This is a genomic window from Neorhizobium sp. T25_13, from assembly GCF_002968675.1.
GTDB classification, from domain to species: Bacteria; Pseudomonadota; Alphaproteobacteria; order Rhizobiales; family Rhizobiaceae; genus Neorhizobium; species Neorhizobium tomejilense.
Genome location: NZ_PVBI01000003.1, coordinates 433,945 through 454,360 on the forward strand (window position 1 = coordinate 433,945; position 20,416 = coordinate 454,360).

Annotated in this window: 18 protein-coding genes, 1 other RNA gene and 1 pseudogene; 6 read left to right on the forward strand and 14 right to left on the reverse strand. The window is 62.1% G+C overall.

Annotation, left to right across the window (positions count from 1 at the left end; all coding sequences use genetic code 11):
• Nucleotides 1–2: 2 nt before the first annotated feature.
• Nucleotides 3–848: an MBL fold metallo-hydrolase gene (locus tag C5J22_RS09225; RefSeq protein WP_105437982.1), complete on the reverse strand. Its 846-nt coding sequence runs from the start codon at nt 846–848 to the stop codon at nt 3–5.
• Between the two features lie 199 nt (nt 849–1,047).
• Here C5J22_RS09225 and C5J22_RS09230 point away from each other — a divergent pair, with 199 nt between their 5' ends.
• Nucleotides 1,048–1,779, forward strand: coding sequence for a dienelactone hydrolase family protein (locus C5J22_RS09230; protein ID WP_105437983.1), 732 nt, complete (start codon nt 1,048–1,050; stop codon nt 1,777–1,779).
• Nucleotides 1,780–1,897: 118 nt separating this feature from the next.
• On the opposite strand, the gene C5J22_RS09235 is transcribed toward C5J22_RS09230, so the two are convergent.
• Nucleotides 1,898–3,835, reverse strand: a complete 1,938-nt coding sequence (locus tag C5J22_RS09235) for a DEAD/DEAH box helicase (RefSeq protein WP_105437984.1) — start codon at nt 3,833–3,835, stop codon at nt 1,898–1,900.
• A gap of 203 nt (nt 3,836–4,038) precedes the next feature.
• Between C5J22_RS09235 and C5J22_RS09240 the strand changes: the two genes are divergently transcribed.
• Nucleotides 4,039–4,629 carry a hypothetical protein gene (locus tag C5J22_RS09240; RefSeq protein ID WP_105437985.1) on the forward strand — a complete coding sequence of 197 codons (591 nt, stop codon included), beginning with the start codon at nt 4,039–4,041 and terminating at the stop codon, nt 4,627–4,629.
• A 6-nt stretch (nt 4,630–4,635) separates the two neighbouring features.
• Here C5J22_RS09240 and C5J22_RS09245 read toward each other — a convergent pair whose 3' ends face one another.
• The 10 genes from C5J22_RS09245 to C5J22_RS09290 all read right to left on the reverse strand — a co-directional run bounded on the left by C5J22_RS09245 (nt 4,636) and on the right by C5J22_RS09290 (nt 13,588).
• The gene (locus C5J22_RS09245) at nt 4,636–5,460 is read right to left on the reverse strand and encodes a TIGR00282 family metallophosphoesterase (protein WP_105400231.1); all 825 of its coding nucleotides are present in this window, start codon (nt 5,458–5,460) and stop codon (nt 4,636–4,638) included.
• 2 nt (nt 5,461–5,462) lie between these two features.
• Complete coding sequence (locus C5J22_RS09250; RefSeq protein WP_105437986.1) at nt 5,463–6,065, reverse strand: 5-formyltetrahydrofolate cyclo-ligase; 603 nt, start codon at nt 6,063–6,065, stop codon at nt 5,463–5,465.
• On the reverse strand, nt 6,062–7,345 hold the full coding sequence (locus tag C5J22_RS09255; RefSeq protein WP_105438134.1) for a hemolysin family protein: 1,284 nt from the start codon (nt 7,343–7,345) through the stop codon (nt 6,062–6,064). Before C5J22_RS09255 ends, C5J22_RS09250 begins: the two co-directional genes overlap by 4 nt.
• A 264-nt stretch (nt 7,346–7,609) precedes the next feature.
• The gene (locus tag C5J22_RS09260) at nt 7,610–8,638 is read right to left on the reverse strand and encodes a sensor histidine kinase (protein WP_105437987.1); all 1,029 of its coding nucleotides are present in this window, start codon (nt 8,636–8,638) and stop codon (nt 7,610–7,612) included.
• A 9-nt stretch (nt 8,639–8,647) separates the two neighbouring features.
• Nucleotides 8,648–9,091, reverse strand: a complete 444-nt coding sequence (locus C5J22_RS09265) for a response regulator (RefSeq protein WP_105437988.1) — start codon at nt 9,089–9,091, stop codon at nt 8,648–8,650.
• Entirely contained in the window at nt 9,088–10,587 is a 1,500-nt protein-coding gene (locus C5J22_RS09270) for an ATP-binding protein (protein ID WP_105437989.1), read from the reverse strand. Before C5J22_RS09270 ends, C5J22_RS09265 begins: the two co-directional genes overlap by 4 nt.
• Nucleotides 10,588–10,713: 126 nt before the next feature.
• Entirely contained in the window at nt 10,714–12,522 is a 1,809-nt protein-coding gene (locus tag C5J22_RS09275; RefSeq protein ID WP_105437990.1) for a diguanylate cyclase, read from the reverse strand.
• 169 nt (nt 12,523–12,691) lie between these two features.
• A non-coding RNA gene (gene ssrS / locus C5J22_RS09280) (6S RNA) lies at nt 12,692–12,850 on the reverse strand.
• A gap of 65 nt (nt 12,851–12,915) precedes the next feature.
• A complete protein-coding gene (locus C5J22_RS09285; protein WP_105421977.1) occupies nt 12,916–13,293 on the reverse strand; it encodes a cell division protein ZapA in 378 nt (125 codons plus the stop codon).
• Nucleotides 13,294–13,315: 22 nt separating this feature from the next.
• A complete protein-coding gene (locus tag C5J22_RS09290) occupies nt 13,316–13,588 on the reverse strand; it encodes a DUF4164 domain-containing protein (RefSeq protein WP_038589375.1) in 273 nt (90 codons plus the stop codon).
• A 353-nt stretch (nt 13,589–13,941) separates the two neighbouring features.
• Between C5J22_RS09290 and tkt the strand changes: the two genes are divergently transcribed.
• A complete protein-coding gene (gene tkt, locus C5J22_RS09295; RefSeq protein ID WP_105437991.1) occupies nt 13,942–15,924 on the forward strand; it encodes a transketolase in 1,983 nt (660 codons plus the stop codon).
• Nucleotides 15,925–15,967: 43 nt separating this feature from the next.
• Nucleotides 15,968–16,978 carry a type I glyceraldehyde-3-phosphate dehydrogenase gene (gene gap / locus C5J22_RS09300; RefSeq protein ID WP_105437992.1) on the forward strand — a complete coding sequence of 337 codons (1,011 nt, stop codon included), beginning with the start codon at nt 15,968–15,970 and terminating at the stop codon, nt 16,976–16,978.
• Between the two features lie 106 nt (nt 16,979–17,084).
• Here the strand turns inward: gap and C5J22_RS09305 are convergent, their stop codons facing one another.
• Nucleotides 17,085–17,702, reverse strand: coding sequence for an FMN-dependent NADH-azoreductase (locus tag C5J22_RS09305; RefSeq protein ID WP_105437993.1), 618 nt, complete (start codon nt 17,700–17,702; stop codon nt 17,085–17,087).
• A gap of 87 nt (nt 17,703–17,789) precedes the next feature.
• Here C5J22_RS09305 and C5J22_RS09310 point away from each other — a divergent pair, with 87 nt between their 5' ends.
• Together C5J22_RS09310 and C5J22_RS09315 are read left to right on the forward strand one after the other, a co-directional pair.
• Entirely contained in the window at nt 17,790–18,170 is a 381-nt protein-coding gene (locus C5J22_RS09310; protein ID WP_105427124.1) for a helix-turn-helix domain-containing protein, read from the forward strand.
• Nucleotides 18,171–18,663: 493 nt separating this feature from the next.
• A pseudogene (locus tag C5J22_RS09315) lies at nt 18,664–19,044 on the forward strand (erythrose-4-phosphate dehydrogenase); the annotation flags it as partial.
• A 170-nt stretch (nt 19,045–19,214) separates the two neighbouring features.
• Here the strand turns inward: C5J22_RS09315 and C5J22_RS09320 are convergent.
• Nucleotides 19,215–19,928: a hypothetical protein gene (locus tag C5J22_RS09320; RefSeq protein WP_205837167.1), complete on the reverse strand. Its 714-nt coding sequence runs from the start codon at nt 19,926–19,928 to the stop codon at nt 19,215–19,217.
• Nucleotides 19,929–20,416 lie beyond the last annotated feature (488 nt).

A 20,416-nucleotide genomic window follows, 5' to 3' on the forward strand; every position in this document is an offset into this window, starting at 1 on the left:
GATCACAGCCCCTGCGGCACCAGTATCGTCGGCTTTTTCGGCAGGCTGCGCATCGATACCCGGATCGTCGGTTCCTTGGCATAGGCGATGTCGAACTTGGCGTCGAACATGGCGATGAAATTGTCGAGCGGCGGTCCCCAGCGGTGCATCGGCAGGATGAGCGACGAGCGCAGCCGCTGCACGACCCGGCTCATGCTGTCCGCCCCCATCGTCAGGCCGCCGTCGACCGGCACCATCAGGATGTCGAGCCGGCCGATCTCCGTGTACTGCGCCTCGTTCAGTTCGAAATGCAGGTGGCCGAGATGGCCGATGCAGAGGCCCGCGACCTCGAAGATGAAGATCGAATTGCCGTTTTCCTCGATGCCGCCGCCCCAGTTGCGGATATCCGACACGACGTTGCGGACATAGACATCCCCCACCATGACACGATGCTGCGCCTTTTCGCCCGGAACATCGCTCCAGCCGTGCAGGACGTGCTTTATTCCGGGATCTGGGCTGAGCGTGTAGTGGGTGGAATGGGCCTTGTTCATGGTCGCGACATCCGGCAGCCGCGACGGCCGATAGGCGCCGCTATAGTCGGTGGCGATGCCGATCCCTTCCGGCGTTTCGATGAAATAGGTGGAATGGCCGACAAAGGTGATCTTCACCTCTTCCCTGTCAGCCAGCGCCAAATTTTTCTTGGCCTGGGCGTACTGCAGGTCGGAAGGGCTGAAGCTTGCGAAGGTGACGCCGGGCAGCTTTTGCGCGATCGCCTGGCATTGGCTGATGGGCAGCCCGTCCTGGGCGAGCGCTGCGACAGCGGACAGGAGGAGGCCGGAAAGACCGAGTGCGAGAGCCCGTAGCATCATGCTGATCCCAAAGAACTGCGTTCATGCTCATTCCCGGCGAAAACATGCGGCAATGCGAAAGGCCGGTCCAGCCGCAATCGCCGCGGCCGGTCTCACAATTCTGTCATTGGCGGAGGTCAAGGATTGATCATTGAAAAGCCGCGGCAACGCCCCGACATAAGCTCGCCGGCGTCCGGTCGGAAGCGCGAGAGGATATTTCATGAAGCATGACATTCAGATCAAGACCAAGGACGGCACGGCCAAGGCCGCCGTCATCAAGCCTGCGAACGGCGCTGCCACGGACAAGGGCGTCATCCTCTACATGGATGCCTTCGGCCCGCGCGAGGCGCTCTACTGGATGGGCCAGCGCATCGCCGATGCCGGTTATACCGTGCTCGTTCCGGACCTATTCTACCGCTCGGGCGCCTACGGCCCATTCGATGCGAAGACGGCCTTCAGCGAAGAAGCCACCAGGGCGCAGCTGATGGGCCTGATGCGCGCCAACTCCCAGCCGCTCACCGCCGAGGACGGAGAAGCCTTCATCCAAGCGTTGACCTCCGAAGGCGCCACCGGCGCGATCGGCGCCGTGGGTTACTGCATGGGCGGCGGCCGGGCGATCACCGCCGCAGCCCGTTATCCGGAGCGCATCAAGGCAGCCGCCAGTTTCCATGGCGGCAATCTCGCAAGCGACGCCGAAGACAGCCCGCACCGGCTGGCTGACCGGATCAAGGCACGCATCTATGTCGGCGTCGCCGGCGTCGACAACAGCTTCCCGCCGGAGCAGTCGGCCCGGCTCGCCGAAGCGTTTCGCACCGGCGGCGTCGACCATATCGTCGAGAACTATGTCGGCATGGCACATGGCTGGACGGTGCCGGACCACAGCATCTACGACAAGGACGGTTCCGAGCGCCACTTCAAGCGCCTGCTGACGCTGTTCGAAGAGACCCTCTGAAACGACCCTTCCAAAACGACAAAGGGGCGGCTTCGGGCCGCCCCTGATCTCATTGAACGTCCAGCATTCCGGCCGGTGACGCAGCATCACCCCAAACAGGGTTTGCGCAGCGTCCAGCTTACTTCCGGCGCTCGAAATTGCTGCTGTTGGCCAATTTCGGCTTGTCCTTCTTCTTGAAAGGCTTGTCGTCTTTCTTGAAGGGCTTGGCGTCCTTGTTGAAAGGCTTGGCATCCTTGCTGAAAGGCTTCCCGTCGCCACGCGCTTCGGCTGCCCTGGGGCCGCCCGGACCGGCCGCGTTGGAGGTGTTCTTCCGCGGCTTGCCCTTCGCCCAGTCGTCGCCACGAGGCTCCTTCGGACGGTCGTCATAGGACTTCTTCACATAAGGCTTGGCCGGCGCGGGACGGCTGAGGTCCGGCGCGCTGGTCAGCCGGGTGACGCGGATGCCGCGCTCCAGCGCCTTGTCCTTGCCGACCGCCTGCATGAAGGCATCGGCGTGATCGGCGGCGATCTCGACGAAGGTCTCGTCCTGCTGCATCTTGATCGCGCCGATTTCCCGCTTGGTGACGTTGCCGTTGCGGCAGAGCATCGGGATCAGCCAGCGCGGTTCGGCATTCTGCTTGCGGCCCACCGACAGCGAGAACCATACGGCGGGGCCGAACTCGTCGCGCGACGGGCGCGGGGTCATCGGGAAGTCACCTTCGCCGCCGGCGCGCTCGCGCGGCTTGCGGGTGTCCTGCTGCACGGAGATCTCGATCAGATCCTCCGGCGCCGAATATTTGGTGCGGTAGAGACTGACGAACGCGGCGGCCAGCTTTTCCGCGCCGTGGCTCTCGACCAGCTTGGCGACGAGATCCTGCTCTTCCTCGCGCGGATTTTCGCTGAAGATCGGATCGGCCAGCAGACGCTCGTCGTCGCGGCGCATTACCTCTTCGGCAGACGGCGGACGAGCCCAGGTGGCGGAAATGCCGGCGCCGCCGAGCAGGCGTTCGGCCTTGCGGCGGGCATTGACCGGCACGATCAGAGCGCTGATGCCCTTGCGCCCGGCGCGGCCGGTGCGGCCGCTGCGATGGAGCAGCGTTTCCGGATTGGTCGGCAGGTCGGCATGGATGACCAAGTCGAGGCCCGGCAGGTCGATGCCGCGGGCGGCGACGTCGGTGGCGATGCAGACGCGGGCACGGCCATCGCGCATCGCCTGCAGCGCATGGGTCCGCTCGTTCTGCGTCAGCTCGCCGGAGAGGGCCACGACGGCGAAATTGCGGTTGTTGAACCGCGCCGTCAGATGGTTGACGGCAGCGCGGGTCGAGCAGAACACGATCGCGTTGGTCGACTCGTAATAACGAAGCACGTTGATGATCGCATTTTCGCGGTCGGCCGATGCGACGGCAAGCGCGCGGTATTCGATATCGACATGCTGCTTTTCCTCGGCAGAGGTGGCGATGCGCACCGCGTCGCGCTGGTAGCTCTTGGCGAGCTTGGCGATCGCGGCCGGAACGGTTGCCGAGAACATCAGTGTCCGGCGATCGTCGGGCGCCGATTCCAGGATGAATTCCAGGTCCTCGCGGAAACCGAGATCGAGCATCTCGTCCGCCTCGTCGAGCACCGCGACCTTGAGGGCCGACATGTCGAGCGCGTTGCGGCGGATATGGTCGCAGAGACGGCCGGGCGTACCGACGACGATATGGGCGCCGCGCTCGAGCGCGCGCCGTTCGCTGCGGATGTCCATACCGCCGACGCAGCTGGTGATGACCGCGCCGGTCATCTCGTAAAGCCATTCCAGCTCGCGGGTGACCTGCATCGCCAGTTCGCGGGTCGGGGCGATGACAAGCGCCAAAGGCTGCCGCGCCGGGCCGAACTTTTCCGCTTCGCCGAGCAGGGTCGGCGCGATCGCCAAGCCGAAGGCAACGGTCTTGCCCGAGCCGGTCTGCGCCGAAACCAGCGCATCGGAATGGATGAGAGCCGGGTCAAGCATGGATTTCTGGACGGGGGTCAGCGTTACATAGCCCCGTTTCGCCAACGCCTTGGCGATCGCCGGGACGGCGCCGTTGTAATCGGTCATCTAAATCTGTCTTTCGGATTTTCGCGCGCAAAGCGCTGTGGCTGCAACACTCGCAGCCGAACTTGCGCCGTTCCTACTTATTTGCAGGGCAAATGTCAAAGAGCATGTCTGCGGGAGGCCCCGATCAACGGCGCTATTGACGCCATAAGCTTAATATCTGACGTAAATCTTCCGTTAGTGGGGAGATCCAAGCGGAGAAGACCATGTCGGGCATTTTGGAAAAACAGGCCGAACTGCAAGCGCAGGCGGATGTGATCGTCAGCGCCCTTGGCCTCGAGGATGCCTTGCGTTTGGCCGGAAATCCGGTCCGGGTCGGAAGCTCGGCGCTCGGCCTCATGGTCCGCCGCGATATCGACATCACGGTGGTCTGCGAAAGGCTCGACCCAGCCGCCCGCCGGACCGTCGCCGAGATCGCCGGCGAACTGATGCTCGACAGCCGCGTCGGCGCCGTGCGCTACCGCAACGACAGCGGCCTCTGGAACGCCGAACCGCAAAACTACCCGGACGGCCTCTATCTTGGCCTCACCTACCGCACGCAGACGGGTGAAGATTGGAATCTCGACATCTGGTTCATCGACGAACCGGACCGCCAGCCCGACCTGAAACATCTGAAGACGCTGCTACCCCGCTTGACCGACGAGAAGCGGAAAACGATCCTCGTCGTCAAGGCCGACCTCGCCGCAACCGCACCGAAAGGCGGCAAGCCTGCCCCGAGCGCACTTGTGTATGAAGCGGTGCTCGATGGCGTCGATACGCTTGCGGGCTTCGAGGACTGGCTGTCGCGCCGATCGTAAGCGGGATCACCGCCAGAAGGACGGTATCGTCTCCGCAAGCCGCGGCCCGATCCGGAGCGGCTCGATCTTCTCCGCAAGCCCGGTCGTATCGGAAATCTCGATGCCGAGGCCGCAGATCGTCGCGGGTCCGGTCGCCGCCTCGAAACGGCCCTTCGGCATTTTCGAGATGAAGCGGTTGAGCGGCTCTTCCTTGTCCATGCCGAGCGATGAATCGTAATCGCCACACATGCCGGCATCCGACATGTAGCCGGTGCCGCCGTTGAGGATCTGGCAGTCGGCCGTCGGCACATGCGTGTGGGTGCCGACCACGAGGCTGGCGCGGCCGTCGACGAAATGCCCGAAGCACTGCTTTTCGCTGGTCGCCTCCGCATGGAAGTCGAAGATGACCGCGTCCGCCTGCTCCTTCAGGGGAGCTGCGGCGAGGATCGTCTCGGCGCTCTTGAAGGGATCGTCGAGCTCGGGATGCATGAACACCCGCCCCATGATGTTGGCGACCAGAATGCGCGCGCCGTTGCGGGCGTAAAAAATGCCGGATCCCTTGCCCGGCGTGCCGGCGGGATAATTGGCGGGCCGCAGGAACTGCTCGTGGCGGCCGGCAAAGCTGACGGCCTCCTTCTGGTCCCAGACATGGTTGCCGGTCGTCACCACGTCGGCGCCGGCATTGATCGTCTCGAGAAAGATATCCTCGGTAATGCCGAAACCGCCCGCGGCGTTCTCGCCGTTGACGATGACAAAATCGAGCTTCAGGTCGGCGACGAGGCCGGGCAGCTTTTCCCAGACCGCCACGCGGCCGGTCTTGCCCACCATGTCACCCAGGAACAAAAGGCGCATTCTTATCCAATCTGTGCGCGGCCCATGTCTTGGAAGGGCCGGTACCCGCTCTCCGTCAGGACAGCGTCTAGTCTGATATCGTGAGGTTCAACGGGAACTGATGCCACTTCCTGGCAGTCGAAGGCAATCCCGATCAGCTTCGGGTTCAGGCCTTTTTGCTGCAGGCGGTGGATCGCCCGGTCGTAATAACCGCCGCCATAGCCGATCCGGTGCCCTCCGGCATCGAAGGCGGAGAGCGGAACGAGCATCACCTGCGGCTCGAGTTCCGCCGCATCCGGTCCCGGGCCGAACGTGCCGAACACGCCCGGCACCAGTTCGGCGCCGCGCACCAGTTCACGGAAGACGATCGTCTTCTTGTCGAGAATGACCGGCACGCAGAGCCGCGCGCTGCGGTCCCTGAGATGCGCCATCAGCGGCCGCACATCGACTTCCGAGCGGATCGGCAGGAAGCCCGAAACGATGGCGCCGGCGTCGAGGTCGATTGCCTCGGCCCCGTGCGACGCGATGGCCAGGCTCTTCTCGATGCGCTCGACCGGCGGAATGGCGTCCCGCGCGGCAAGCCGCGCGGCTCGAAGCTCCGCCTTGGTCTTCAAGAGGTCCGTCATACCCTGTCCGACCGCCTGACCAGCAGCTTGTCGATGCGGCGGCCGTCGAGGTCGATCACCTCAAAGGTCCAGCCGTTCTTGGTGAAACTCTCGCCGAGTTCCGGCAGGCGCTTCATCTCGTCGAGCACGAAGCCCGCGACCGTCTCGTAGCCGGGATCGTCGCCGAGCGAAAACCCCATCTGGTCGGAGAATTCGTCGACCGGCATCCAGCCGGCGATCAGGAAAGAACCGTCGTCGCGCGAAACGATCGCAGGTTCTTCGTCCTCTTCCTCCTGGAAGACGCCGGTGATCGCCTCAAGGATGTCGCCTGAGGTGATGATGCCTTCGAAATGGCCGTATTCGTCATAGACGAGCACCATATGGGCCGGCGCCTTGCGCAGCGCCTGGATGACGTCGAGCGCGCCTGTCAGGTCGGAGACGACGGGCGCCTCGCGCATGACGCCGCGGATATCCAGCATCTTGCCGCCGGCGATGAAATCATAGGCGTCCTTGACGAACAGCGTGCCGAGGATCTCGTCCGAACTGCCGTTGCGGATCGGCAGGCGGGAGCGCTGCGTGGCGCGCAGCTGCTCGCGGATCTCATCCGAATTGTCTTCGATGTCGATGACCTCGACATCCCGGCGCGGGGTCATCAGGCCGCGGGCGGTGCGGTCGGCAAGCCGCATGACGCCGGAGATCATCGCGGATTCTTCCGTCTCGATCACGCCGGCGCTCTGGGCTTCGGCAAGCACGGTACGGATTTCCTCGTCGGTGACGCGATCGCCCTGCTCGCCCCGTTGGCCGAGCACGGTCAGAACCAGCCGGCCGGAAACATCGAGCAACCAGACGATCGGAGCGCCGACGGTCGCAAGCATCTTCATGGCGGGCGCGACACGGGCGGCAACCGCTTCCGGCGCCCGCAGCGCGATCTGCTTCGGCACCAGTTCGCCGACGATCAGCGACAGGTAGGTGATGAAAACGACGACGGTGCCGACGCCCAGCCAGTCGGCCAGGTTGTCGGCCATGCCCTGCGCTTCCAGCCAGGTGGTCAGCCGGGCGCCGAGCGTGGCGCCCGAGAATGCGCCGGAGAGCACGCCGACCAGCGTGATGCCGATCTGGACGGAGGAAAGGAAGCGGCCGGGATCTTCCGCAAGCCGTATGGCTGTCGCTGCGCCGCGGTTGCCCTGCTCCGCCATGATCCGGAGCCGCACCGGGCGGGAGGAGACGACGGCAAGTTCCGACATCGCGAGGACACCGTTCAAAACGGTGAGGGCGATGACGATGAGTATTTCGGTTAACAAGAGAATCTCTTTGATTGGAACAATATGCCTGCACGCGAAACGAATGTGCCGCTCCGAAGAACGGCCCGCATCCATACGACGGCGCCAGAGGCGCCTCGTCGCGACGTCTCACGCACAGTTCGGAAAACCGGGACCGGTTCTCGGAGCTATGCACCTCACGCGCATCCCGGAAATCATAGGGTCGCCATGCGGGCATTGCAATGGTTGGAACAAAATGAAGGGCCACAACCGTGGCAGAAACGCCGCAGTCGTTCCGGGCAGGACCTACTGAAGGCTGACCGTCAGTTCGGCGCGGGTGCCGGAAGAGGAAGGCACGTAGTGGATCGTCGAGCCGAGCGTCGCGGCCATGGATTTGACGATGCGGCTGCCGAGCCCGGTGCCCTTGGGCGTATCGCCCTCGCGCCAGCCGATCCCGTCGTCCTCGACGGCGAGAAGCGCGCTGCCCTCGTCCTGGCGTTTGAGGAGCACCCGCACTTCACCCTCGGTGCCGGCCGGATAAGCGTATTTCAGCGCGTTGGTGAGCAGCTCCGTGACGATCATGCCGACCGAGACGGCGCGGTCGGAGGTCAGCGACAGCGGTTCGGCATCGAGGCGGATCGACGGGCCCTGGTCGTCGTTGACGGAGCCCTGCACCTCGCGCACCAGCGTGCCCAGATATTTGTCCATCTCCACATGCCGGACGTCGTCGGACGTGTAGAGGCTGCGATGCATGCCGGCGATCGCGCTGATGCGTGCCTGCGTCTCCGAAAGGGCTGCCTTGACGTCGTCGCTCTTGCTGCTGGATACCTGCAGGCGGATGAGTGCCGCAACCAGCGCCAGGCTGTTGGCGACGCGGTGGTTCACCTCGGCGAGCAGAACCTCGGCGCGTTCCTTGCCGAGGCGGATCTCCTGCTCGGCCTTTTCCTGGGCCCGCCGCAACTCGGCATTGGCGATCCCTTGCGCGATCGCGCTCTCCATCAGCGGCCAGAATTCCTCGCCCACCGTCTTGATGACATAGTCGGAGGCGCCGTTCTTCAGCGCGTCGATGGCGATCGTCGCATCGCTGGAACCGGTGACGTAGATCACGGGGATGACCGAGCCCTGGTCTTTCAGCTTGTGCAGGATGTCGAGCCCGGTTTCGGTCCTCAGATAGTGGTCGAGGACGATCGCGTCGATACTGCCTTTTTCGACCGCTTCCATCGCAGATGCCGCGTTGACGGCATGAACGACCTCGTAACCGGCCCGCCCGAAGTGCCGTTCCGCCAATCTGGCAAGCGCGAGATCGTCATCGACATAGAGTATGGTTTGCGGCATCGCGTCTCGTTATTGTCCGGGTATCTGCATCACGGCAAAGAACAGCCCGAGCTGTCGGATGGCATGCGCGAAACTGTCGTAGTCCACCGGCTTGGTGATGTAGACGTTGGCGCCGAGATCGTAGCAGCGCTGGATCTCCCGCTCATCGTCCGTGGTCGTGAGGATGACCACCGGCAGACGCTTGGAGTGTGGGTTGGACTTCACCTTCTCGAGGATGTCAACACCCGACATGTCCGGCAGGTTGAGGTCGAGAAGGATCAGCAGATGGCGATCCTGATTTAAGTTTCCGGAACGATCCGCGCCGAGGATAAAGTCGAGAGCCGCATTGCCGTTGGTAAAAGGAACGATCTCGTTGTTGACACCGGCGCGACGGACGTTCTTCTCGATCAGGCGCGCATGGCCTTCATCGTCCTCGATCATCACGATGGTGACTTCTTTGCCGGCAGCCTTCATGACCCGCTACTCCTGACATACTGGGACAAATCCGTAGGCAACCGGATGACGAACGTCGTCCCGCCGCCCAAAGTGGACGTCACCGTAATCTCACCGCCTAAATTTCTGACTAATGAACGCACATGCGCCAGACCGATACCCTCTCCCTGCTGGTCCTGAACGCCCGAGCGGCGGAAAAGCTCGAAGACCCTCTCGTGATCCTCCGGAGCGATGCCCCGGCCATTGTCTGCAACCTCTATTCTCATCGCGGCCCGCCCGATCGGCATTGCCTTGACGGAAAGGTTCAGCGGACGATCCGGATGTTTGTATTTCACCGCGTTGTCGAAGAGATTGCCGAAAACCTGTTCCATCGAAAATCGGTCGGTAATAAGGCTCCGCGCCTGGGCGACCGAAATATTCACCTCACCGCCTGCTTCGCTGACCTGGTGGTAGATGCTGGCGGCAGTCGCTTCGACGAGCTCCCCGAGATCGATCCTCTCCGGCTTCAGTTCGCGCCGTCCGTCGCGGGAAATCTTCAGGATCGCGTTGATCAGCCCGTCCATCTTCTTGGTAGAGGAGCGGATGAAGGCGATGGCCTCCGGCAGGTCCTGCTCCACGGCGATGCGGGCGTCGTTCACGTCGGTTTCGGACAGCGGCGTCCCGTCGGCCAGCACATAGGTGCTGATCGACTTGAGGCTCGCGTCGAGTTCGCTGGTGAAACCCATGATGTTGACCAGCGGCGCGCGCAGGTCGTGCGAGACGATATAGGCATAACGCTGGATCTCGCGGTTGGCCTGGATCAGATCCTCGGAGCGTTCGTTGACGCGCTCCTCGAGACCGGCATTGAGCTCCTCGACCTCCGAGCGCGCCCGCTGAAGCTCATGGACATGCTGGCCGACGATCATGATCGCGCCGCCGATGACGAGGATGATCATCAGGCCGCCGCCGATGGTGATCCATTGCAGCGCCGATGCCGAATCGTTGAGGTCGTCGACGCCGGTCCCGATCCGCCCGTCCATGTCGCCGATCAGCTTGCCGAGGATCGTCGTGATGCCTTCCATCAGTTGCCGACCATAGGCGCCCCGGATGACTTCGATGGCCCCGACGGCATTTCCCTTCTGCACCATCGCCACCGTCGACTGCATCTCGGCGAGCTTGTCGTCGATCAGCGGGTCGAGCTGGGCAAATGGAACGCGCACGGCGTCCAGATCGTCGGCAGCCTTCTTCAGTCGCTCGCGCAACCGCGGAATGACTGCGCTCGCCGTCGTATAGGGCATCAGGAATTCGGAATCCTGCGTCAGCACGAAACCACGCTGCCCGGATTCGGCAGCCCGCAGGAAAAGCTGCATGTCCGCCGCAGCGCCTCGAAGCTCGCGCAGTTTCACCACGTCCTGGAAATAGACCTGCGTCGTCGTGGCCAGGAAGAACGATGACAACACGATCGCCACAAGCACGCCGCCCCCGACCAGAAGCATGAGCAGCGACGATCGGGCGAAGGTGGAATTCAAAAAGGGCATGGATACAGGCCGGCAAATGAACGGGACGGCAAGAACTTGGTGGTCCTTCGCGCGTTGTCAAGCAAAGGCCGGAGAATGGCCGATCAGAAGAAGGCGTCGATTGCGGCGGTTTGTCCACCGATCCGCTCAAGCCGAAATCCAGTTAGCCTGATCCGCGAGCTTCACCGCGCCCGCAAGCACGGTCTGGTTCCGCCCGCCCGCCTTGGCTTCGAGGAGTGCCGCGTCCGCCCGCGTGACGAGCGTCGATACCAGTCCCCCGGCGGGCGAGCCTGCGACGCCGATCGAAACGGAGACCAGGCCGAGGATGCGACCGCCATGCGAAAGCGGCGTGGTCGCGATCTTCTGCCGCAGGCGTTCGGCAAGCGCGAAGGCCGCGGTCTCCGTCGCATCCGGCAGGAGTATCGTGAATTCCTCGCCGCCGAAGCGATGGCAGGTCCCCGCCTCGCCGACTGTGTCCAGCATCATCTGCGCCACGTACTGCATGACGATGTCGCCCGAATCGTGCCCGAACTCGTCGTTGAAGCGCTTGAACCGGTCGATATCCATCATCAGGCAGGCAAGCGGCCGGTCCGGAAGGTCGCGCCCATGGCGGGCCAGCGTCTCGTCGAGGCGGCGGCGGTTGAGCAGGCCGGTCAGCGCGTCTCGCACCGCAAGGTTCGTCAGCCTGTCGCGGAGCTGCAGGTTGGCAACCGCAAGGCCGATATTCTCGGCGATCAGCTCGAGATAGAGACGGGAGCTTTCCGCCGCCATGTCATGATCAGGGCGCTCTTCGAAATAGAGAAGGCCAATCGTATCTCCCTGTGCCGTCAGAGGAATGCAGAGCCCAGCGACGTCGCTTTCGCCGAGATGCTGGCAGGGAATGTCGCCGTGGCCGTGATTGCTCAGGTGCGGCCGCCCGCGGCGCAATCCCCAGCAGGCGCCGGTCGGGAAGGACGGGGCCGAAAGCTGCGGGTCGAGCCAGGAGCCGATCTCGGTAAGCATCGTCCGGCTGTCGTTCAGTACATAGAGCTGGCCGGCGAGGTTCGGGAATATCTGCGGCGCAAAGCGCGAGACGACATCCGCCAGCTCGTCCTGCGTCTGGCAGGCCTGCAGACGGTGCATCATCTGCAGGATGAAGTCCTTGGTCAGCTGGTCGGCGCGCCGTTCGGCATCGAGACGGTCCCGCTCCAGCCCGTTTTCGCGGAAGATGTGGATTGCCTGGTTCATCTCGCCGATCTCGTCCCGCCGGCGGTCGAGCGGCACTTCCACGGCATAGTCCTGCCGAGCAAGCCGGGTGACGATGCCGGTCATGCGGGTAAGCGGCATGGCGACGCGGCGCTTGAGCACGAAATAGAGGACGCCGAGGAAAAGTGCTGCGGTGACGGCAAGCATCGTCTTTGCCGCAAGACCCCACCAGTCGCTGCGAGACTGCGCAAGTGCTACCGCAGTCTCGGTTCGCGCCTTTACCAGTTCCCGGAACCGGGTGACGGTTTCGAGCAGCCCGGTCTGCAGGCGGTCATGCTCGGGACCGAACAATGCCTCCTGCGCCCCGGCCCGGTCGCCGTTCTGGTAAGCGATGATGGCGGCGTTCTCGAGCTGGTCGAGAGCCTCTGCGTCCTGCCCCACCTCGACCAGCGCGGCAAGCTCGGCATCGGAGGCGCCGAGCGCCTTGATGTCCTTGATCGCCTCTTCGAGCCTCTGCTCTTCGGCCTCCTTGTCGTGGAAGGCCTTCAGATGCCTGTCCTGACCGCGCATCACATAAAGCCGCGCTTCATCGGTGCGCTCTTCCGCGCCGAGTGCCAGCTGTTCGGAAAGTTCATCGAGAGAAAGGTGCTCCTCGACGGCGATCCGCTCCTGATTGGCGCTCCCGGCAGACAGGATGAAAGCAGTGCCCGACAGCACGGTCAGGACGACCGTGACGCCATAGGCCCAGTTGGTGATCTCGTTGATACGCATGCCGGGACGATAAAGCCGTCGTTTGAAAAGAGGATTAAGGGCCTCGTCCAAACCGCGATCAGATCGGGCCAAGTCCGCGGCATGGTAAATAAATTAGAATTTTCTTAAATATAATCCGCCAGCACGAAGGCGGCTGATCGGGTAACGCCTGAACTCGGAGGAAGGATAAGCGCGATCCACGGCAACCGATGGATGTTTACGATCCTGGGTGCCTACAAACGTAGGTGGGCGCCGTGTGTCCAAGCCCACGGGCCTGGCCAGGGACAGCTCCCTTTGGATCGAGTATGGCCCCAGGGATTGTGGTTCCTGTCGTGAGGCGCAGACCGCGTTGCCAATATATGTTCGATTGTCGGCCCGCACCAGTGGCGGAAAACCTTTATTATCGACTTTGGGTCAGTTCACCTGCGCCGGCATCCGGCCGTTGAGCTTGGCGGTCAGGCCATCTAACCGCGAGGCAAGCTCGCCGAGCGCCGAGACCACCTGCTGCTCGTTGCGCTCCTGGGTTTCGAGCGCGCCGTCGCGGTTGGACTTGAGCGACGCGACCTCCGCCTCGAGCAGGCCGAGTTTGCGGGTCATCTCCGAAAGCTCGTCCATGATCATGATGCCGGCCATGACGGTGATGCGCAGATCGCCGATCTCGCCGAACTGGCCCTTGAGGTGGCCGACATAACGGTCGAACCGGTCGGCGAGTTCGGTCAGGTGGTCTTCCTGCCCTTCCTCGCAGGCCATGCGATAGGCCTTGCCGTCGATCATTACCGTTACCTGGGCCATGGCGTTCCCTCTTGATCCTGTATCAGCGGTCGAGCACGGCGCGGATGGTTTCCATCGCCGTCACCAGGCGCCGGGAGACCTCACGGTTGACTTCTTCCAGCCGATTGGCGCGGAATTGCGACTGGTCGAGTTCCTGCGCGAGCCGTGCCCGGTCCGCATGCACGCGGCGAACCTCGCCTTCCACGTCCTGGGTTTCACGCTGGCGCTCGATACGCGCATCGACGGCGCTCTCCAGACCGCCGATCGCCGCCCTGAGTTCCGAAATCACCATGTCGATCGTCTTTTCCGACGGCATGCGAAGCTTCCTGTCGATACGCGAAATGCGCCGAATCGCTACGATCGGCCTCTCCAACAAGGGCGGAAGACTATTCACCGCCCGCAAGCCGGTCAATCAATCCAGGCCCTTCAAACGTGTCCTAACTGTGGATCGTCACCTATGTTTCTGCCGCTCGCCACATGCTGCCCACGTGCTGCACGCAATTCGGGCAGCTGCAGGAAAGTTCGTCATCACCCGCTCGTAAAGGCGGCGCTTTTGTTGACTTGCGCGTTGCACCTGCTAAGGATCACCCGCTCTTAGGTGGTCCCTGGGCCGCCCTTCAAGTGGTCCCGCGCGGACCGTGACCGACACCCGTAAAAAGCGGATTAGCCATGACCTCTCTCGACAAACATAACCGGATGGCGAACGCGATCCGATTTCTTGCCATGGATGCTGTAGAGAAGGCCAATTCCGGCCATCCCGGCCTGCCGATGGGCGCTGCCGATATAGCGACCGTCCTCTTTACCCGCTTTTTGAAATTCGACCCGAAGAACCCGCTCTGGCCGGACCGCGACCGTTTCGTGCTGTCCGCCGGCCACGGTTCCATGCTCCTTTATTCGCTCCTGTTCCTCACCGGTTACGAGGACATGACGATGGAGGATTTGAAGCAGTTCCGCCAGCTCGGCTCCAAGACCGCCGGCCATCCGGAATACGGCCATGCGTCGGGCATCGAGACCACCACCGGTCCGCTCGGCCAGGGCATTGCCAATGCCGTCGGCATGGCGATCGCCGAGCGCAAGCTGGAGGAGGAATTCGGCTCCGACCTGCAGAACCATTTCACCTATGCGCTGTGCGGCGACGGCTGCCTGATGGAAGGCATCAGCCAGGAAGCGATCGCGCTTGCCGGCCACCTGAAGCTCAACAAGCTCGTGCTCTTCTGGGACAACAACTCGATCACCATCGACGGCGCCGTCTCGCTGTCGGACTCGACCGACCAGGTGATGCGCTTCAAGTCCGCCCACTGGAACACGATCGAGATCGACGGCCATGACGTCGACCAGATTTCGGCGGCCATCGAAGCCGCCCAGAAGTCCGACCGCCCGACCTTCATCGCAGCCAAGACCATCATCGGCTTCGGCGCCCCGAACAAGCAGGGCACCCACAAGGTTCACGGCTCGCCGCTCGGCGCCGAGGAAATCGCGGCAGCTCGGCATGCGCTGAACTGGGAGGCGGAAGCCTTCAGCGTTCCGGCCGACGTTCTCGATGCATGGCGCCTCGCAGGCCTGCGCTCCACCAAGACCCGCAAGGATTGGGAGGATCGCTTGGCTTCGACCGAAACCGGCAAGAAGGCCGAATTCGTGCGCCGCTTCGCCGGCGACCTGCCTGGCAATTTCGACAGCGCCATCGACGCCTTCAAGAAGAAGATCGCCGAGAACAACCCGACCGTCGCGACCCGCAAGGCGTCCGAAGACGCGCTCGAAGTCATCAACGGCATCGTCATCGAAACGCTTGGCGGTTCGGCCGACCTGACGCCGTCGAACAACACCAAGACCAGCCAGATGAAGTCGATCACCCCGACCGACTTCTCCGGCCGCTACATGCACTGGGGCATCCGCGAACACGCGATGGCCGCTGCCATGAACGGCATCTCGCTGCATGGCGGCCTGATTCCCTATTCCGGCGGCTTCCTGATCTTCTCGGATTACTGCCGCCCGTCCGTCCGCCTCGCAGCCCTGATGGGCATCCGCGTCGTGCACGTCTGGACGCATGACTCGATCGGCGTCGGCGAAGACGGTCCGACCCATCAGCCGGTCGAACAGGTCGCGGCGCTGCGCGCCATCCCGAACCTCTTGATCTTCCGCCCGGCCGACGAAACCGAGACGGCAGAATGCTGGCAGCTGGCGCTCAAGGAAAAGCACCGCCCGTCCGGCCTGGCGCTCACCCGCCAGAACCTGGCGCCGGCCCGCAAGACCTATGAAGAGAAGAACCTCTGCGCCCAAGGCGCCTACGAACTGGTTTCCACGGCCGACGCCAAGGTGACGATCTTCGCGTCCGGCTCGGAAGTCGAACTGGCGCTGAAAGCCCAGGCGACGCTTGACGGCAAGGGCATTGCGACGCGCGTCGTTTCCGTCCCCTGCGTCGAGCTCTTCTTCGACCAGCCGGAATCCTACCAGACCGCGGTCATCGGCAATTCGCCGGTCAAGATCGCCGTCGAAGCCGGCGTGCGCGAAGGCTGGGATCACTTCATCGGTCCGAAGGGCACCTTCATCGGCATGAAGTCCTTCGGTGCCTCCGGCCCTGCCAAGGATCTCTTCAAGCACTTCGGCATCACCACGGAAGCGGTTGTTGCCGCAGCCGAAAAAGAGCTCGCCTGAACCAACTGAACTACCAGGACAAACTAAAAGCGGAGTATGTGAAATGACTGTCAAGGTTGCCATCAACGGTTTCGGCCGCATCGGCCGCAACGTGCTGCGAGCAATCGTCGAATCCGGCCGCACCGATATCGAGGTCGTTGCCATCAACGACCTCGGCCCGGTCGAGACCAACGCCCACCTGCTGCGTTACGACTCGATCCACGGTAAGTTCCCGGCAAGCGTCGAAGTCAGCGGCGACACGATCATCGTCGGCGGCGGCAAGCCGATCAAGGTGACCGCGATCAAGGACCCGGCGACCCTGCCGCACCGCGAACTCGGCGTCGATATCGCGCTCGAATGCACGGGCATCTTCACCGCCCGCGACAAGGCCGCCCTGCACCTGACCGCCGGCGCCAAGCGCGTCATCGTCTCGGCGCCTGCCGATGGCGCAGACCTCACCGTCGTCTTCGGCGTCAACCACGATCAGCTGACCCGGGAACACCTGGTCATCTCCAACGCGTCCTGCACCACCAACTGCCTGGTTCCGGTCGTCAAGGTCCTCGACGACGCGATCGGCATCGATCATGGCTTCATGACGACGATCCACTCCTACACGGGTGACCAGCCGACCCTCGACACCATGCACAAGGACCTTTATCGCGCCCGCGCTGCAGCCTTGTCGATGATCCCGACCTCCACCGGCGCCGCCAAGGCCGTCGGCCTGGTGCTTCCGCACCTCAAGGGCAAGCTCGACGGCACCTCGATCCGCGTGCCGACCCCGAACGTCTCGGTCGTCGACTTCAAGTTCGTCGCCAAGAAGACGACCACGGTTGCCGAAGTCAACGAAGCGATCAAGGCCGCTTCCAACGGCGCGCTGAAGGGCATCCTCGGTTATACCGAAGAACCGCTCGTTTCCCGCGACTTCAACCACGACAGCCATTCGTCGATCTTCGCGATCGACCAGACCAAGGTGCTCGAAGGCAACTTCGTCCGCATCCTCACCTGGTACGACAACGAATGGGGCTTCTCGAACCGCATGGCCGACACCTCCGTCGCGTTTGCGAAGCTCATCTGAAGCCTGACACAGCTGTCTTCGGGCAGCATCGGCAAGATATGGACCTCCTCCCGCAAGGGAGGGGGTTTTTTGTTTGTTTGCGGGATGCCGGTGACGGGTTTGCCGGTCAGGCGGCACGCTCCAAGGCAGCCCGGATCTGTGCTTCGGTGGAGGCGATCGCAGCCTTGGCTGCGTCCGGGCTGACGAGTGTTCCTTCAACGCGGACCACTTCGATATCCGTCAGTCCGATAAAACCGAGAAGATGCACGAGATAGGTGGTCTGGAAGTCTAACGGGGCGTTCCTGCCTTCCGAAAAGACGCCGCCAGTTGCGGTCACGAGATAGACTTTCTTGGCAGGCAACAATCCCATCACGCCGGTTGCGTCGTAGCGAAAGGTGACGCCAGGCCAAGTGATGTAGTCAAACCAAGCCTTGAGCTGCGTCGGCGGGCCGAAGTTGATCATGCCCGAGCCAATGACAATCACGTCGGCAGCCTGAACCTCATCGACGAGGCTTTGAGCGAGATTGACGGCTTCGATCTGTTCGGGCGTACGTGTCTCGGGCTGTGCAACGCGGCCGTCGATATAGGCTGTTGCGATATGCGGCAGCGGTGCCGCCCCAAGATCACGTTCGACAATTGTGCCGGCAGAACGGGCGCTGAGGCTTTCAGCGATGTCACGGGCAAATCGGGTGGAAAGGCTCTGAGGACCGCGTGGGCTGGAGGTAACGAGGAGGATGTTGGTCATTGGTGGCTCCTGGGAGAATAGAGTAGTATCAAATTGTGACCAACCCTATTAAGATAACTATTTGACCGTTCGCAAGAAGGCACATTCATGACACTCGGTGACATAGAGTTTCCTACCCCAAGCGAAGAAGCCGACTGCCTTCCCGTTCGGGAAATCCTCGATCGCATCGCCGATAAGTGGAGTCTTTACATCTTCGTGGCCCTGAACGATGGGCCGGTCCGCTTCAATGCATTGCGCCGGCAGATCGACGGGATCTCGCAGCGGATGCTCACAATTACGCTTCGTCAATTGGAACGCGACGGTTTGATCAGTCGCACCCACTTTCCGACGATCCCTCCGCGCGTGGATTACGAGCTGACTGCAGTCGGCAAGTCGCTTCGCGCCCCCGTCATGGCCTTGATGACCTGGGCAGAATCAAATCGGGATGCGATCGAGCAGGCGCGCCGGCTACATGACCAAACGAGATGATTGCTGCGGCGATATATGTATTCGGCCTCCATCCCTCAAAGGCTGCAAATCCGCCGCGATGCGTCATTCAGGGTGCTTCTCGTGAGGTTCTGGAAATGGCTCGACCATGACCTCCAGGTGTCACCGCAATGTCCGATTCCGGGCCGATACTGTTGAAAAACTCTGTTTTGCGGTAAGAGTTGGTAGCGTGACGCTCATATGTCGACTTCTGATATGTTGGTGCCGAAGATTTCACCCAAACTAGTTGGAGCGGCTTATGGAAGACCAGCGTGACAAGGCCGACCTTGATCAGGCAGTTAAATTGGTACGCGGTGGCGAATACCTCCTGTTGTTACGCGGCTTTTGGAATGCGCTGCGGTCCGCATGGCCCGTCAGTCGCCGGTCTCGTAGTTGAACAGCCAAGTGCTGAACTGAAGCGTTGATGAAACTTCAGCACCGTGATTCAATCGTCGCATTGATTTGCGGAGGATTGAGCCATGACGGGATGTCAGGTAGCTCCGGCGCCGCCAAGGCCGTCGGCCTGGTGCTTCCGCACCTGAAGGGCAGGCTCGACGGCACCTCGATCCGCGTGCCGACCCCGAACGTCTCGGTCGTCGACTTCAAGTTCGTCGCCAAGAAGACGACCACGGTTGCCGAAGTCAACGAAGCGATCAAGTCCGCTTCCAACGGCGCCCTGAAGGGCATCCTCGGTTATACCGAAGAACCGCTCGTCAGCCGCGACTTCAACCACGACAGCCATTCGTCGATCTTCGCGATCGACCAGACCAAGGTGCTCGAAGGCAACTTCGTCCGCATCCTCTCCTGGTACGACAACGAATGGGGCTTCTCGAACCGCATGGCCGACACGTCGGTCGCGCTTGCCAAGCTCATCTGAAGCCTGGCGCAGCCGCCTTCGGGCGGCACCGGTAAGATATGGACCTCCTCCCGCAAGGGAGGGGGTTTTTGTTTGTGGGCATGGTGGTGACGGCGATGCTGGTTTCCGAGCACGTCCCCCGGGGACGCGCCGCCGTAAGCACTTATGGCGTCATTGGTCCGATAGGGACATTATTGCTTAATGTTTCGGCTTCCGAACAGCGGAGCCTGATTTTGGGTAGATTTGTAGTTGCCGCCACCGTTATGCGGGCGCCTGCTTTCTAGGATCAGAGCCGTCGACAAGGCTGCAAATGCAAGCAGCAGGCCATAGGGATAGAGCAGGAAAGCTCTGAGATAGGACATAGACCTGATCAGCAGGATACTCAGCTTCACACCGCTTGAGCCGATGAACCAGGCCGACACCATTGGTAAGATCCCAATAAAACCAAGCCCGACGGAAATGAAAAGCAGTGTTTTCCAAATTCCGTAAATGTTGGCGATCCGCCCGGTCATCGGTTCTTCGATATCGCGCCACAAACTTAACGTGGTGACTGCAATTGCTGCCGCGAGTAGCGACGCGGGAAGCAACGAAGACATGATTCCTAGAGAAAAGCCGACGGCCCAGAAAGAGCCGAACGTAATTCCAAATGGGAGATCAGCAAGAACGAGCAAGGGTATGCAAAGCCCGATCAACGGAGAAACGCCAATGGTTCGTGTGCGATTCAATGAGAGGCGCAGCGTTGAATAGGCGAACCCGAGATAGATAATCGGTTTCAGATAAATTCCTAGAACCAAAGCGAGCGCGCCGGATGCTCCGCTAACGCCGCCCGCCCCGGTTACTTTGATCATTCCGTAGACAAAAAATGGAAAAGCCAAAGTTATGACTACAAAGGCGCCAAGACGCATTCCGAGACGTTGCGCATACTGCCCACCGCTAATCCACCGCTCCAAAGCACTTCCCCACATTGTGGCCCAGTGATTAATGGATAAATGCGACATCTTAAGAAAGGCGATAAGCGTTACTTAAAGTTGCATTTAACGGAGGGCCGGCTCGCAGGCACGGATGTCCACCTGTGACCGCTTCCGGCCGGAGCGGCCACTTATGATATGCGCTTCATTAGACCGCAAAGCAAAGATCCGCAGCACTCCCACCGCCAAATTTTTTCGCTTTCGATTTTCCCCACCCCTTCCACCCACGCCTACAATCCTCCCGCTTCCGTCGCCGGAGTGTTTCGCGAGACGTTCGTGGGCAGGCGGGGGCCGGCGCTTTCATTGGAACCGTAACGTGCGGGGATAGTGGAAGAGGTGAAAGCCATGGAGTGCGCGTCGCAAGACGAACATTCCTATCAAGCCTCCCCCGGACAGCCATGTCCGGTTCGGTTGAGCCGTGCAAG

What these genes read in the sequence shown, in the direction of transcription:
- C5J22_RS09270 (WP_105437989.1), bottom strand. Translation starts at nt 10,587, where the DNA reads ATGCCCTTTTTGAATTCCACCTTCGCCCGATCGTCGCTGCTCATGCTT.
- C5J22_RS09240 (WP_105437985.1), top strand. Translation starts at nt 4,039, where the DNA reads ATGTCGGGCATTTTGGAAAAACAGGCCGAACTGCAAGCGCAGGCGGAT.
- C5J22_RS09305 (WP_105437993.1), bottom strand. Translation starts at nt 17,702, where the DNA reads ATGACCAACATCCTCCTCGTTACCTCCAGCCCACGCGGTCCTCAGAGC.
- C5J22_RS09285 (WP_105421977.1), bottom strand. Translation starts at nt 13,293, where the DNA reads ATGGCCCAGGTAACGGTAATGATCGACGGCAAGGCCTATCGCATGGCC.
- C5J22_RS09235 (WP_105437984.1), bottom strand. Translation starts at nt 3,835, where the DNA reads ATGACCGATTACAACGGCGCCGTCCCGGCGATCGCCAAGGCGTTGGCG.
- C5J22_RS09245 (WP_105400231.1), bottom strand. Translation starts at nt 5,460, where the DNA reads ATGCGCCTTTTGTTCCTGGGTGACATGGTGGGCAAGACCGGCCGCGTG.
- C5J22_RS09290 (WP_038589375.1), bottom strand. Translation starts at nt 13,588, where the DNA reads ATGCCGTCGGAAAAGACGATCGACATGGTGATTTCGGAACTCAGGGCG.
- gap (WP_105437992.1), top strand. Translation starts at nt 15,968, where the DNA reads ATGACTGTCAAGGTTGCCATCAACGGTTTCGGCCGCATCGGCCGCAAC.
- C5J22_RS09230 (WP_105437983.1), top strand. Translation starts at nt 1,048, where the DNA reads ATGAAGCATGACATTCAGATCAAGACCAAGGACGGCACGGCCAAGGCC.
- C5J22_RS09225 (WP_105437982.1), bottom strand. Translation starts at nt 848, where the DNA reads ATGATGCTACGGGCTCTCGCACTCGGTCTTTCCGGCCTCCTCCTGTCC.
- C5J22_RS09275 (WP_105437990.1), bottom strand. Translation starts at nt 12,522, where the DNA reads ATGCGTATCAACGAGATCACCAACTGGGCCTATGGCGTCACGGTCGTC.
- C5J22_RS09320 (WP_205837167.1), bottom strand. Translation starts at nt 19,928, where the DNA reads ATGCGTCTTGGCGCCTTTGTAGTCATAACTTTGGCTTTTCCATTTTTT.
- C5J22_RS09250 (WP_105437986.1), bottom strand. Translation starts at nt 6,065, where the DNA reads ATGACGGACCTCTTGAAGACCAAGGCGGAGCTTCGAGCCGCGCGGCTT.
- C5J22_RS09310 (WP_105427124.1), top strand. Translation starts at nt 17,790, where the DNA reads ATGACACTCGGTGACATAGAGTTTCCTACCCCAAGCGAAGAAGCCGAC.
- tkt (WP_105437991.1), top strand. Translation starts at nt 13,942, where the DNA reads ATGACCTCTCTCGACAAACATAACCGGATGGCGAACGCGATCCGATTT.
- C5J22_RS09260 (WP_105437987.1), bottom strand. Translation starts at nt 8,638, where the DNA reads ATGCCGCAAACCATACTCTATGTCGATGACGATCTCGCGCTTGCCAGA.
- C5J22_RS09265 (WP_105437988.1), bottom strand. Translation starts at nt 9,091, where the DNA reads ATGAAGGCTGCCGGCAAAGAAGTCACCATCGTGATGATCGAGGACGAT.